Genomic DNA, 11571 nt, shown 5'->3' with positions numbered 1-11571 from the left:
AAAATAATTGGAGGAAATATAGAGTAATGAAAGATTATACACATGTAAAATATGATGAACGAAGATTTTTTAAGGATTTATTTTTATCTGATAGTTGCAAAAAGAAAAATGGTATACTTAATTTATCTGAAATATCAAGACAAATAGGAAGAGATATTAATACTGTTAAAAGAGAAATTAAGCGATTTAAAAATATAGAAGATTATGATGATCGTAAAGCACATGATGATTATTATAAAAAACGACAGAAGTGTATTAAAAAAATACTTACATTTACAGAAGAACAACAAGAATTTTTAAATTTAAGATTTAATATTTTGGGTGATACACCAGCAGAAATTATTCAACAATTTTTAATAAAGTTTGGGATTAAATTTCCTGCTTGTCTTAAAACATTTTATAAATGAATTCATTTAGGTCTTTTGGGTTTGTTAAAGAAAGATTTATTAAATGGTGGTAGAAAAAATAGAACAAAGAAAAGACCTGATAATCGTGGAAAATTAGATGAAAGATTTAGGTCAATTTGAGATATTGAAAATAAAGTTTCTAATGTTGGTTGATTAGAAATGGATACTGTTGTTGGAAAAAACCATCAATCTAGTTGTTTAGTTTTAGTAGAACAATCAAGTAAAAAATACTTTGCTATGAAATTAGAAAATCATACTGCTAATGAAGTTTTAGAAAAACTTGAAGAATTAGTTAGAATTAATGGTTTAGTTGGAAAAATTAAAGGAATAATAACAGATCGCGGAAAAGAATTTAGTAAATTTGAAGAGATGGAAAAGATTACTGGTTCTAATGTTTATTATTGTGACCCTGGCTCACCAAAACAAAAACCCTTAATTGAAAGAATGAACCGTGAATTTAGAAAACGATATGGTAAAGGAACAGATTTTAATCCTGTTACGCAACAAGAAATAAATTTAGTAGTTGATATTATAAATGAAAAACTACGGCCTTGTTTAAATTGAAGAACGGCAAAAGAGATATTTTCAGAGAATTTTAGATAAGTTTATTTGAATAATTTAATAAACTATTTTTCAGTCTGCTAAAATTAAGATAAATTTACAAATAATTTAACAAATAATTTTTTTTAAAAATAGTTGCATTTTTTTAAAAGAGTGTTATTATCAAAATAACAAGAGATAAATTTGGAGTTTAGATTTACATAATACACTAAAAATATTTTAACTCTTTTGCAATAGTAACTGAATCATAATAATACTTGTAAGAAATTGCCAATGGGTTTCAAGAAGACGAATTTTTAGGGTCACGTAAATTTAAAACTAGTACTTCATAACCATTTTTTTGTAATAGTTTTGATAAAACATCATATAATTCTCCTTTAAGATCAGTAAAAATTAGACATGGTTTATATCTTTCTGGTAAACAACTATTATAAATAGCAGAAGGCATTACAATTTTTTGTGATTTCCCACTATTAGTTGTTCCTAAACATATTGCATGTGTATTACCACGAACATTAAAATTAATTTTACTGTTTTTTCTCAAAAATCTTACTACTCATCCTGCTTTATTTTTAACATCATGTAAATTATGAACAGGATATAATTTATTAAATTCCTTAATACTTCCTTTCTTGTCTAGTTCATTTACAATTCATTTTGCTCCTCCATATTCTGATGTTTCTGTTTTTTTAACATATGTTTTTTCAAAATGTTTTGCAGCAACAAATATTATAAAACAAGCAATTAATCAAAAAAGGAGTGAAATAACTAAAATGCAAATCAAGACAAAAGTGATATTTTCAGACATAAATTTTCATAAATAAGGAAAAAATTTACTAAAAGTAAAACCTGGCATTTTTCATACTTTGAAAAATGAAATAATAATGGTACCAAAGATATTAGCAATCGGGAAAAACACACGCAGCGATTAAACTATCTTTTTGGTGTTTTGAAAATCTTTTACTTTTATGCATATAAAAAACTTAGTGTAGAAAAAAGGAACATTCCTACAATTCCAATAATTAATACTATAATATTAATTTTTTCTTTATAACTAAGAATGCTAACTACTTTAGTTTTAATATTTTCAATATCTTTTTCTTTATTTATTAAATTTTTATTTGAATTTTTTATTGTTTCATTTAGCATATTACTAAAATTTTTTTCCGAGCTCTTTTATATTTTATTAATAAAATTATTTCATAAATAACTAGAACTAAACATAAAATTGCTACTGAAGATAGTCAAGTTCTTACACTCATATTTTTTCCAAAAAATAAATTAATGTAATTTACCAGTAACCTTGGCCATATACAAAAAAATTATAGCATAAATATCATATATCACCTTATTATTTTAAAAAAATAAAAAAGCAATTAAAATATTAATTGCCTGTAAAAACTAATATGTATATGTATATTTTTGAATAAATTTAAAGTAGTAAATTTGATTTTTAATAACCTAACCCCTTCTTAATATTGTCTTTATTTATAATAAAATTTTAAATAAAAATATTTAGAAAAATTTCTATTTTATAAACTATATATTTCATTTTCTTTCACTATATGATGGCAAACCACTCACTTGATTGTCTGACTGAGAATTTATGATTGCTTCACTATATGATGGCAAACTACTTGTTTGATTAAATAATTCCAAATTGTTTTTAATTGTTCCTTGTCCGAAACTTTTTGGTTCAATTTGATCATCGATATTTTTTTGAACATATCTACCTATTGTTCCATACATTTCAGTAACAACTTGGTTTGATACTTCATAGGTTTTCTTTTTACTAAAACCAATTTTTTTAAAAATATATTAATTCTTTTTTTAATTGATTTGTAATATTTTTTTAAAGTTGTTTTAAATCCTGAAGTAATTTCCATAAATTCTTCTTTTTTTTAAATATTTAATTAATTACTTTAATGAAATAATTAATTAAAGTCATTTATTTTAAAAATATCAATATTTATATTTTTAAATCATATACATTTTCACTCTATCATATTTATATTAATTTAGCAACAATTTTAAAATTAAACCTCCTTTGGCAATTCTAAATCATTTTATCGTTAAATATATGTTATGAATTGTTAAAAATACCCTTCTAATAGTTATATCAGAAATTTTTTATTTTTAAAATAAATAAAAATAAAATTATTTTAAACATTTAATACGAATATTTAAAAGAAAAATAATATTATTTAAAGATTTTAACTTAGTTTATCATTTTATCTTTCAACAGTATTTTCTTCTACTATACTATTTTTATTTTCTGTTATTTTTTTATACACATTGCTAACTTTTGCTGAATCTAACTGTGAAACTGAAACAATTGTTTCTTTTTTTAATTCTGAAACTGGTTTAGCTGGTGGTAAATAATCATAGATTGGCTCATTTTTAGAAGATGGAATATTTTCATAAATTGGCGTATTATTTAATTTAATTGGGATTTCATATTCATATTCATCTTTAGTACTATCATTATTCAAAAAAGATCAAGATATATTGTTTAAAAAACCTGGTTCAAAATTTAGATTTTGGTCTGAATTAGAAATTTTTTGATAATTTTCCATTGTTTCTATTAAATTATGTGTATTTTTTGTTGCAATTTGCATTGATTGCTTTTTACTAAAGCCTAATGCTCTTGCAAGTTTTTTAATTTGTTTTCTGGTATTTTTTAGAATTTTTTTTTACTAATTTTTCAATTTTTACCATAGCACGCATAGTTCTTACCCTTTATCATTATTATATTTATTAAGGATTAATAAATATAAGTCATGTACTTTAAAAAACCATTTTTTAAATCATATACAACAAGATACTACTATACTTAATTTATTTTGTCAATTTAGAGTTAAAACAAAAGAAAATAAAAATGTATCAAATTTGATACATTTTAAAATCTAGTTTGTGCCAAAAACATTTTTGAAAACTTCATCATATGTTCCAACTGGAATAATATTCAATGTTTCTTGAACTTCTTTTGGAATATCTTCAATATCTTTAATATTTTTATGTGGAATTAAAATTGTTTTTAAACCACTACGGTTAGCTGAAATTAATTTTTCTCGTAACCCACCAATTGGTAAAACTTGTCCTCGCAAAGTAATTTCACCAGTCATTCCAATATCTTTTGATACCGGTCGATTACTTAAAGCACTAATAATTGCTGTTGTTAAGGTAATTCCAGCTGATGGACCGTCTTTTGGAACTGCTCCTTCTGGAACATGAATATGAATATCATGTGTTTCAAAAAATTTTGAATCAATGTTAAATTTACCAAAATTTGCTTTTACATAGTCTAATGCAATTGATGCTGATTCTTTCATTATGTCACCTAATTTTCCAGTTAACACTAATGAACCTTTTCCTAAGAAACTATTAACTTCAATTGGTAAAATATCACCACCAAATTGAGTATATGCTAATCCTGTTACAACTCCAACTTGTGATTCTTTTTCTTTTTCAGTATGTTCAAAACGACGTTTGCCTAATAGTTCATTAACAGTGTTTGGTTTAACTGTTAAATTAACCATTTCTTTATTTAAGAACTTAACAATAAATTTCCGTGCAACGGCATTTAAATCTCGTTCTAACTGACGAACTCCTGCTTCACGCGTATAATATTTAATTATTTCATTAATTGCATCATCAGTAATTGTTAATTGTCCATCTGCTAAACCATTATTACTTAATACTTTTGGCACTAAATAATCTTTTGCAATATGGAATTTCTCCAACTCAGTATATGATGATAATTGAATAATTTCCATTCGATCAATTAAAGCTTCTGGAATATTATCATAGTAGTTGGCTGTTGCAAAAAACATAACATCACTTAAATCATATGTTTCTTCTAAGTAGTGGTCAGAAAATGTTGAATTTTGTTCTGGATCTAATACTTCTAACATCGCACTAGCAGGATCACCACGATAATCTGAGGCCATTTTGTCAATTTCATCTAATAAGAATAATGGATTTATTGAACCAGCACGTTTCATTGACTGAATAATACGCCCTGGCATCGCTCCAATATATGTTTTACGATGTCCACGAATTTCTGACTCATCTTTTACGCCTCCCAAGGCCATTTTAACAAATTTTCGCCCTGTTGCTTCAGCGATTGATTTTGCTAAACTTGTTTTCCCAACCCCTGGTGGCCCTACTAAACAAATAATTTGTCCTTTTAAAGATTTAGTCATTGTTTTAACAGCTAAGTATTCAATAATTCTTTCTTTAACTTTATCTAAACCAAAATGATATTTATCTAACACTTCTTTTGCAAATTTTAAATCATTTTTTTCTTCTGTTTTTTCATGTCATGGAATTTGCATCATTCAATCAATATAAGTTCGAATAATATTTGATTCACTTGATGCTTGTGGCAATGCTTCATAACGAGTGATTTCTTGTTCAATTCGTTCTTTAATATTTTTTGGAAATAATTCATTTGCTAATCGTTCTTTATATAATTTCATTTCATCAGCTGCACCATCAAATTCATCTAATTCATCTTTAATTGCTTTTAATTTTTCCCGTAAGTAATATTCACGTTGTTGTTCATCAACTCGTTCTTTAATTTTTTTGCTAATTTTATTATCAATATCATTTGCTTGTTGTTTATTAACTAAATGATCAAAAATAATTTGAAGCCTTTTTTCAACATCTAATTCCTCAATAATTTCTTGTTTTTTCGCCACTGGAATAAATGGTAAAAATTGGGCAATTGTGTCAACAACTTCATTCCCATCAACTGAATCACCAATTTGATCTAATAAATCTTCTGGCAAAATATCCTGTAATTCCATTAATTCTTTAATATTAGCTGTTAATTTTTCAACAATTTTATCTTCTGATTTAACAAATGACTTCAAAATATCAATATCAGCAGCATAAAATGCTCCTTCGCGTAAATCTAAAATTTTTACCCGATCAACTGCTTTAAAATTAACTGTTAAACTACCATCTTCCCACACTTTACGAATTTTTAACTCTGCTAAAATCCCAATTCGATAAATTTCAGATAACTTTGGATTATCTTCTAACGGTTTTTTTTGACTAACTAAAACAATATGATTATCAAAATCCTTGCTAGCTGTATTTACCGCTAAAATTGATTTATCTCGCCCTACTTCTAATACTTGTTCAAAGCCTAGAAAAATATAACTACCCCGTGTTACAAGAACTGGTACATTTTTTAAATGTGTTATTTTTGAATCCATCTTCAAAACACCTCCTGTTTCTTTTCTTCATTTATATTGAAAATATCTTATCTTATCTTAAAAAATATCGCAATATAAATTTAAGTTACACAAAAATTATAACAAAAAAATTAGCACTTGCAATAGATAAGTGCTAATTTTTAAAAAATCATCACCCCTATTGTTTATTATATCTTTATCCCAAAATGAAGAAATACTAGTTTTTAATTAATAATACTTTTATTATACCACAAAAAGAAAGAAAATTTAGCACTTTTCATACTACTTCAAATTGTCCTACTATATAAAAAAACTAACAATAATGTTAGTTTTTATTCTATTCACCATTATTTTGATATAAAAAGGCAAATACCTTATCATGAATAACTTGTTCTTTTACTTGTTGATCGGATACTAATTTTGTTTCTTTTAATGTTTTACCATCAATTCCAAATTGTTTTCCTAACTTTTCATATTGTTCATCAATTTCTGCTTCAGTTGCCGTAATATTTTCATTTTGAACAACTGCATCAACAATAACACCATTTTCTAAACGATTTTTAGCGTCTTTAAATAACTCATTAAAAATATCTTTTTCTGACATTCCTGTTCGTTTTTTATAAGTTTTCATATCCAGCTGTTGACCTTGTAACTTTTGTTCAAATTCATGTTTTAATTGATTTGCTTCTTTACGAATAATTGATTCTGGTAAAGCAATCTTTGAATCTTCTGCAATTAAGCGGAATAAATTACCAATAAAATGATCATATTCTTGTTTTAATAATTGCTCATAAATATTATTTTTAACATGCACTTCCAATTTAGCTAATGTATCAATGCCTTTTAAATTAACATCTTTTGCTAATTCATCATTTAATTCTGGTAATTCTTTTGTTTTAACTTCCTTAATATTTAACTTAAAAATAGCAGGAGTTGCTTTTAATTCTTCAACATGATAATCTGCTGGGAAAGTAACATTAATTTCTTTCTTATCACCTGTTTTCAAACCAATCATGGCATCTTCAAAGCCTGGAATAAATTGACCACTACCAATCTCTAACGTAAAATCTCTTGCTTTACCACCTTTAAATGGTTTTCCATCAACAAAACCTTCAAAATCAAAAATTACTGTGTCTCCAGTTGTAATTTCTGTTATCTTTGGTTTAAAAATTACAAAACGATTACGTAATTGATTAATATTATCTTCAATCTCTGCTTTTTTAACTTCAATTTTTGTCTTCTTTAACTGTTTATCAGTAAAACTAGTATACTTACTAATTTTAACTTCTGGTTTTAAATCAAATTCTAATTGTAAGATATATTCTGTTTTACTAATTTTTTGTACACTTGGAACTGGTGATGAAAATGGTTCAATATCTGATTTTTGATCAAATGCAAACTTATAAGCTTTATTAACAACTAAATGATGCGCTGCATCTAAAATTTTTGCTTCAGTTAAATGTTTTTTAACTAAATCGGTAGGTACTTTCCCTTTTCGAAAACCAGGGACCTCTAATTGCTCTGCTGCTTTTTTTTCAGCTTTTTGAATATATTCTGTTCATTCTGTACCATCAATGATTACATATCATTTTCCAATTCCTTTATCTTGTATTTTTTCCGCTTTAAATTTCATATTTTACTCCTTAACTAATTATTGCACATAATTTATTATAACAAAAAGAATGACTTTAAATAACTTTTTTCCCCAATTTATTTTGCTTTTATGACTTATTTCTAAATAATAATTTATTTTATAATCCTTCTTGTTCTAAGTAAGGAAGATATTTTTTTACTATTTCAATTTGGACTTTAAATTGTTCTACCAAATCTTGGACTACTATTTGCTCACCATACATCCGATGACCTTGATATATAATGGCAACCGTTAATTCTTTTTCTTCATTATTTTCTAAAAAATAAGGATATAAGTTATAATAGTATGTTTCTAGCAAATATAAGCAAGTATGATATAAACTAGGATTATCATTATAAACTCATTGGTCTAATAATTTCATTATGGTCTTAACTTGTTCATTTTCTTTATATGGTATTATTTGGCTTGGATTCAATTGAAAAGTGCCATTTGTTTTTTTCACTTCAAAGATTTCTGTAATTTCTTGTTTTTTTAATAAGTATAATAAATAAATCTTTGCAAAATCAGTTACTTTTTTATTCAAAAAATATTTACGAATTACTGGTAAAATTTGTCGTAAATTTTGGTCTTTTAAATATTGAAAAGCTAATAATTGTGTTTCTTCATCAGCTGGATTTGCTAAAATATCACTAATTTTTGCTAATGTTCAAACTGTTGTTTCTCTTGGTTTTTGCTTTTGCATTTTTTCATTAACTTCTTGTAATAATCTTCTCAATACTGTTTCAACTTGTTGAGGAATATAAGGCATCATTAATTCATCATTAATTTTAACAAAGGCACCATTATAATCATAATTGCTAATTAATTTTTTAATCTCATCAATTAATTCATCATAATAATTCAATGGTGTTTGCATTTAATAAATCCTCCTTAGAAAAAAATAATCATTTATATTATTATAACAATTTTAAAAAAATAAAACCTTATTTAAATGATTAAATAAGGTTTTTAATTTAATTACAATTTAAAAAATGGCGCCCACGGAGAGATTCGAACTCCCGACCCTACGCTTAGAAGGCGCATGCTCTCTCCTACTGAGCTACGTGGGCATACCATAGAAATGATAACATAAATTAAAGAATATTTTCAAGAAAATAAGTTTGCTTTTTTAAAAATAAATTTCATCAATAATATTATAATCATGTAATGCTTCTGTTACTTCTTTTCTTGGTTTTATTATTATAAATTGCTTTTGCAGGTGAATTACTGCGCGATAAATTAAGATAAAAACAATACTATTAATTGTAAATTTCAATAAATTAAAAGGAATAATTATTGGTACTAAAATACTTTTAAATCCTTGTACTATTTCACGGGAAAGATTTAAAAAATGAGCATACATATCATAAATAAATAATCAATTAAATAATGCCATTACAAATGAAACAGTAATTGTTGCTAATCCAACATTTATTGTTGTAATTAAATAATCAGTTTTTTTTGAAAAATTATTTTTAAACAAGCGATTAATTCCTTTTCGGAAAAAGTTATCACCTAATCAAAAAACTAATAAAAAGATTAAATCAGATAACATTAAAGCAAATACATCAATTGGAGTATTAGCTAAGTAAACAATTCTTAACCAACTAACACTAATAGTTAAAAAAGTAGCATAAATAATACCAAACAAACGAAGAGCTAATAACATTAAAAAATCAGTTAATTCAATTTTCAAAAACGAAGCAACTGGAAAAACTGTCAAATTCATTATTTTACTTAATCATGACAATAAAACATATAAAGCAATCACAATTGCCATTGCAACAACTCTTTTTGTATCTAAGTAAAATAAATCTTTTATTTTTGTCTGCATATTATCACCTTATTTAATTATAAATTATTTTTAAAATATAGCAAAGTAAAAACTAACTATAAAAATTATTAAGTTGGATATAAAATGCTTTGTATAAATTATATACAAAGCATTTTATATCCAACAATTTATTCTGTTTCAAGTTTAACATTTCCTAGTTTGATTGTTGCATTGTATTCATTTTTAGAAAAATTTATAGTAACTATAATGCTATTAAATCCTTCAATTAAAATTTTAGTTTTATTAGTTTTTGCAATTGTTAAGTTTTCACTAGATAACTCTTTTACTAAATTAACAAGTTTTTCTTTAATTTTAATATTTTTAATATCTTCTCTGTTTGTTATTGCCTCTATTGCATCTTTTTTATTGCTATCAATAAAGCTTCATAAGTAAGGTAATGCGACTTCTAATTTTTGTTTTGCTCTCAATTCGACTGTATAAATTATTTTGGGGTATTTACTATATTTTAAGAAATTATGGAATAAATAATCCACATACTTAACTTAAATATACCATGTTTAATTTTATTGTCAACAAATTTTTATATTTTTTTAAATTTAATCACAACAAAAAATGCATTTTTATTAAAATTATTTAATTTAAAAATAAAATTAATAAAGACGTAATTTTTGTTGTTCAGTTTTATTAAAATTATTATATAAAATACTATTATTTTCTGGTGGTTTTTCTGATTGTTTAAAATCCTTAATATTATTTCTTAATTTTAGCATACTAGTATTCAATTTATTTATAACAGTTTTTTCGCTATAAATTCCTTTTTTAGAAAATATACCCGTACCATAATGGGAAACATCGCCCTCCATATGACAACCGATATTATTTCATAATGTTTGATTTTTAATGCCCTCTTCGTTATTTTTAATTAAATTAATTGTTTTTCTTAAAAACTTTTTAGAACTAGGAATAAATGACTTACTTTTTTTTAAAACATTGTAATAATTCATAATATTTTCCATTATAAAAATAATCAACAACTTGTTTAAAAGTTTCTTCATTTTCTTTAATTATTCTTCGGTGGGGTAATAAATCCTTAAATCTTTTTACTAAATGAAATTTGTCTATTGTATAATGAACTTTGTTATTAGGAAAACGATTTGCAATATCTTTTTTAACCCCTTTAATTCAATTTGCTCCATCACCTAAAATCATAATTTCAGTATCATCTTGAATATTATAATTACTTATTATCAAAAGTATTAATTTAACAACAAAACGGGTTAATTTTGTTTTTTTAGAAATATAAATTGGAATATTATCTATTTCGTAAACACCTAACTTATTTGCAATTACATGTCTTTTTTCGGTTGATTTTTCTTGATCATAACCAGTATGAACAGTAGATAATAAGGTGTGTTTTTTAACCTTTTTTCTATCGTATTCTATTTTAAGAAAAGTTCCATCAATTTGAATATATAAAGTATGCGGAACTTTTATTTTAATAGTGGTATTATTAATATAATATTTGTCGTTTGTTGTTGCGTTTTTTTGTATTTGAAATTGTCATTAAACTAATTTTTGCTTGTTCTAAGGCATCTAAAATATCGCGGTATTTTTTATCATCACTTAAAAACAATAAAATTCTTTCTTTAACATCATTTCCTACTTTTTGTCAATTTTTAATTAGTAAAAATTCATCTAAAATAAAAATATATTATTCTTTTTCTGTTATTGGGTTAATTTTATAATATCTTCGTCTGTTAAACGTATATCTTCGTCTGTTAAACGTTATTTTACCTTTTAAAGTAATTAATGTTCTTTTAATATTATCTTTTACTCGATAATGTTTAAATTTATCATCATTTTTATAATTTTGAAAAATAAGATCATCTATATTTTCTAACCTATATGCAATTTCTCCAACAGCATATCTATTCAAATCTTCATATGTTTTATTAAAAAAGTTGTCACCAT

The 11571-nt window shown here is 24.5% G+C and carries 14 protein-coding genes and 1 tRNA gene; 1 reads left to right on the top strand and 14 read right to left on the bottom strand.

Annotated elements, in window-relative coordinates; all coding sequences use genetic code 4:
• The first annotated feature begins 26 nt into the window (after positions 1-26).
• On the top strand, positions 27-1010 hold the full coding sequence (locus C6B38_RS05375; RefSeq protein WP_105298925.1) for an IS30 family transposase: 984 nt from the start codon (positions 27-29) through the stop codon (positions 1008-1010).
• Positions 1011-1176: 166 nt separating this feature from the next.
• On the opposite strand, the gene C6B38_RS05370 is transcribed toward C6B38_RS05375, so the two are convergent.
• The 14 genes from C6B38_RS05370 to C6B38_RS10100 all read right to left on the bottom strand — a co-directional run.
• Positions 1177-1887: a type IV secretory system conjugative DNA transfer family protein gene (locus tag C6B38_RS05370; RefSeq protein ID WP_233485564.1), complete on the bottom strand. Its 711-nt coding sequence runs from the start codon at positions 1885-1887 to the stop codon at positions 1177-1179.
• 47 nt (positions 1888-1934) lie between these two features.
• Complete coding sequence (locus C6B38_RS11210) at positions 1935-2117, bottom strand: hypothetical protein (RefSeq protein ID WP_233485563.1); 183 nt, start codon at positions 2115-2117, stop codon at positions 1935-1937.
• 390 nt (positions 2118-2507) lie between these two features.
• A complete protein-coding gene (locus C6B38_RS11205; RefSeq protein WP_233485562.1) occupies positions 2508-2717 on the bottom strand; it encodes a hypothetical protein in 210 nt (69 codons plus the stop codon).
• A gap of 482 nt (positions 2718-3199) precedes the next feature.
• Positions 3200-3586, bottom strand: a complete 387-nt coding sequence (locus C6B38_RS05355; RefSeq protein WP_233485561.1) for a hypothetical protein — start codon at positions 3584-3586, stop codon at positions 3200-3202.
• A 288-nt stretch (positions 3587-3874) separates the two neighbouring features.
• Positions 3875-6193 carry an endopeptidase La gene (gene lon, locus C6B38_RS05350; protein ID WP_105298924.1) on the bottom strand — a complete coding sequence of 773 codons (2319 nt, stop codon included), beginning with the start codon at positions 6191-6193 and terminating at the stop codon, positions 3875-3877.
• 316 nt (positions 6194-6509) lie between these two features.
• Positions 6510-7805 carry a trigger factor gene (tig, locus tag C6B38_RS05345; protein ID WP_105298923.1) on the bottom strand — a complete coding sequence of 432 codons (1296 nt, stop codon included), beginning with the start codon at positions 7803-7805 and terminating at the stop codon, positions 6510-6512.
• A gap of 118 nt (positions 7806-7923) precedes the next feature.
• Positions 7924-8682, bottom strand: a complete 759-nt coding sequence (locus C6B38_RS05340; RefSeq protein WP_105298922.1) for a DUF3196 family protein — start codon at positions 8680-8682, stop codon at positions 7924-7926.
• Positions 8683-8798: 116 nt separating this feature from the next.
• A tRNA-Arg gene (locus tag C6B38_RS05335) sits at positions 8799-8875 on the bottom strand.
• 59 nt (positions 8876-8934) lie between these two features.
• The gene (locus C6B38_RS05330; RefSeq protein WP_105298921.1) at positions 8935-9639 is read right to left on the bottom strand and encodes an ECF transporter S component; all 705 of its coding nucleotides are present in this window, start codon (positions 9637-9639) and stop codon (positions 8935-8937) included.
• A 128-nt stretch (positions 9640-9767) separates the two neighbouring features.
• Entirely contained in the window at positions 9768-10067 is a 300-nt protein-coding gene (locus C6B38_RS05325) for a hypothetical protein (RefSeq protein ID WP_233485560.1), read from the bottom strand.
• Between the two features lie 183 nt (positions 10068-10250).
• Complete coding sequence (locus tag C6B38_RS05320; protein ID WP_105298920.1) at positions 10251-10604, bottom strand: hypothetical protein; 354 nt, start codon at positions 10602-10604, stop codon at positions 10251-10253.
• A complete protein-coding gene (locus C6B38_RS05315) occupies positions 10573-10851 on the bottom strand; it encodes a UPF0236 family transposase-like protein (protein ID WP_146693322.1) in 279 nt (92 codons plus the stop codon). Before C6B38_RS05315 ends, C6B38_RS05320 begins: the two co-directional genes overlap by 32 nt.
• 259 nt (positions 10852-11110) lie before the next feature.
• On the bottom strand, positions 11111-11233 hold the full coding sequence (locus C6B38_RS11935; protein WP_255401080.1) for a hypothetical protein: 123 nt from the start codon (positions 11231-11233) through the stop codon (positions 11111-11113).
• A gap of 78 nt (positions 11234-11311) precedes the next feature.
• A partial coding sequence (locus C6B38_RS10100) for a hypothetical protein (RefSeq protein WP_199558591.1) occupies positions 11312-11571 on the bottom strand: 260 nt, incomplete at its 5' end.

This window comes from Spiroplasma sp. ChiS (assembly GCF_002968355.1).
In the GTDB taxonomy this organism is placed as follows: domain Bacteria; phylum Bacillota_I; class Bacilli_A; order Mycoplasmatales; family Mycoplasmataceae; genus Spiroplasma; species Spiroplasma citri.
The sequence above is the reverse complement of the archived record's forward strand: the minus strand, read 5'-3'. Positions and strand labels throughout refer to the sequence as shown.